This is a genomic window from Fulvivirga sp. AWR4_260 (genome assembly GCF_056158185.1).
Map to the genome: position 1 here is coordinate 1 of NZ_JBSWSU010000022.1, position 2,957 is coordinate 2,957.

Below are 2,957 nucleotides of genomic sequence, written 5' to 3' on the forward strand. Positions count from 1 at the left end.
TTATACTGGCGTTATGAAATACTTTTCGTAGTAAAGAGGGTCGTTTGACATCACATATTCTACCCCTATTGATGTTAAATTGAACTCTTCACTTGGTCTTCTTACCTCTAAATCTGTATGTTGCCATAACTCTTGCATGTCTTTAGGCTGTTTCTCAAACTCTCTATCCTTTTGGACTCTCGTTTGATTCACAACTACTTTCTCTAATCGAATAGAAGTTGGTGTGATACCTCGTACAATTGCTATGCAACAATGCATTACTTTTCGCTCTTTACTTGACTTATCGGTAGTGTTTCGTTCATAGAAGTAAACTACGTTTCCTACCTTGTATTTATCATTTTGTAAGCAAGCCTGTTTCTGTGGAATTGTATACCCCTCTGTGCTTAACAAACCTTGTTCTTTTCCTAAGAAATACCAACAATTGTAACTTACGCTGTTTAAGTATCTTGTTTCTAAAGGAAACTTAATAATCTGTCTTGTTAGCGGTGACATCATTAAGTAATACAAAGCTACAATCCCTTGTGGTTTATCTCTTGTTACATTGTAAATAGATGGATACAACTCATAGCGTTTTCCATTTAGATACCCCTCTACATGAAGAAAAGCTGTCATTTCAATAACTACACTCTCATGTTGTGAAGATAAGAATAATTGGTTGTTTACATTTGTATCACTCAAGTTGATATACAACTTTTCGTTTTGCTCTCCTTCAATCTTATAGAAGTAAGGCTGAACCTCTGCAAGTGAGTTCAAATATAAGTCTCCATATAATTCATGTTCATCTTCTTCAAATGGAGGTAAATCAATTGCTACATCGTTTACATATCCATTTTCTACCGCATATAAGAAGTAAGTATAATATCTTGAATGTTGAATCGTGTCTTTGAATGCTGATACGTCTACATTTTCTAATGATAAATTATGACCTTTGTGTTTCAAATACTTCCCAACTAAACAAACATAGAAAAACTCAACTGAATTCTCTAGTTTATCTACCCCTAAAACATCTTCTAACCTCACTGGAATGTCCCCTCCTTAGCTTGTTTAATCGTTTCAATCAGTCTAATTCTTGATTTGACGTCGACTCTTTTGCATCAAGTAAACGTAATAAGTAGTTTAGCTTATTCATATCACAATTCATTAGTAATACTTCTAAGTCTAAATTAGAATACTTCTTCAATAATGCAATTTCGTTTAGACACTCTTCTAAAGTGTAACGTGATTTATCGTTGTGTTCTCCCTTTTCGATTCGATTCACGACTGACTTGATAACGACTCTTTCTGAACTGTAGTCTGCTAACAATGTATCTAGTATTAAATCAACTTCTTTAAACTCTTCTTTTAAAATCAACTCGACAACTTCTGTACCTAACATCTTCTCTAGGTCTTCATCAAGTGCTTTACGTTGCTTATAATAAAATGACCTTGAAATACCTAATTCCTCATATTGTTCTTTTGTAGGTTTGTCCCAGTTATTTAATAAATAACCTTTATGTTTGACATCCGTATAAGAACCTTCCATGATAAATTTCTGTACCTCATTTAGATAGTTCTAGTTTTTGTTGCTTAAATTCACTTTCATCGTAGTTTGCTAATACCAAACCTCGTGAAACTTCTTGTAATAGTTTAACCAACCGTCTCATACCTCCTTCTTACGTCTCTGTCTCTTATGTTTTTATTGTGATTATGAAAGAGGACATATGTCCACTGGATTCCTTGCTTTTCCTATGGACACCCTATTCCAGTAATTCCCCATACCCTTATTATAGCAAGAAATGTGGAGGAATTATATAGTGTCTTCAAAAAATGTACACTTTTTGTGGACACTTTTAAGGAGACAATTGTCCACCTTTTGCAAGATAGAAAAAATATCCATTTTAACCTATTCTCTAAATTTCTTATAAAGTCTCTTAAAAATGATTAAGTTACTTAAAACTCTTTTTCTTGTTCTTATCACCTTATTATGACGTTCAGTAGGTAAATTAAGCTGTTTGTTAAAGGATAGTCTATTGACTATTGATGTAATTCATGTACTTTCCAGTTACCTTTAAATTTCATCGAGTAATCCTTTTTAGACTCTACTTTATCAAGCATGTTTTAATTTTATACTCTTGTTCTACTCTAACTAACAAGAATATTACTGAAAAACTTATAATACTATTATACCATAAGTTTTCTATTTTTTGTCAACTACCTACCTTTTCACCCTATATTGGTTTAGGAAGAAGGCTTAATTCTGTTTTAAGTAAAGGATTTATGAAGTCTTACTTTACTTTTTATCAAAACATTCCTTCTTATTCTCTTTTATCCTTATCCTGTTTCAATTTCTATTCGTTTCATTGTATTCAAAGCTTTAAAAGTAACTTTGTTCCTCTATAAGTTAAGATTTGTTTTCTTAACTATCATCTTTAACTATCTAACTTTCATTCTAGTTATTTATACATTCAGCTTACTCTATCTAACTTTAAGAGTAGTTACACTAACATTCAGCTTCATCTACCTAACTTTCAGACTTGTTGCCTATTCTTTCAGATAGGAGGTGCTGTAGTCCTGGAACTCGACATACCGTTTAACCTTAGCAATACGTAACTGAACGAAGTAAGTAATATAAGTTTTACGTATTGCTAAGGTTAAGTTTGTCATACTCGTGTGCTCACCCAGCACCTGTCCGGGACATCGTTATCATTGAGTTTTAAATATCCGGCTAGTTCATTGTTTATATAAGCAAAATAAAAGTGCGAGTCTGAGTTTTTGAGCTCTTTAGTAAGTTGTTCTAGGTTAAATGATTCTGATAAATAAGCATTCATATCAGCTTCAGAATTATACTCTTTAAATGTTTCAAAATAGGTTTTATGGCTAATGTCATACAAGGTGCTGGGTGAGCACACGAGTATGACAAACTTAACCTTAGCAATACGTAACTGAACGAAGTGGCGCCTCTGTAAAGTGACTAAAAA

Annotated in this window: 2 protein-coding genes and 1 pseudogene; all 3 read right to left on the bottom strand. The window is 32.7% G+C overall.

The features are described from left to right. Positions 1–1,020: a hypothetical protein gene (locus tag ACXACQ_RS23745; protein WP_474978525.1), complete on the bottom strand. Its 1,020-nt coding sequence runs from the start codon at positions 1,018–1,020 to the stop codon at positions 1–3. A 37-nt stretch (positions 1,021–1,057) separates the two neighbouring features. Beyond that, a complete protein-coding gene (locus tag ACXACQ_RS23750) occupies positions 1,058–1,522 on the bottom strand; it encodes a hypothetical protein (protein ID WP_474978526.1) in 465 nt (154 codons plus the stop codon). A 1,117-nt stretch (positions 1,523–2,639) separates the two neighbouring features. Then, positions 2,640–2,957 (bottom strand): annotated as a pseudogene (locus ACXACQ_RS23755) (hypothetical protein); the annotation flags it as partial.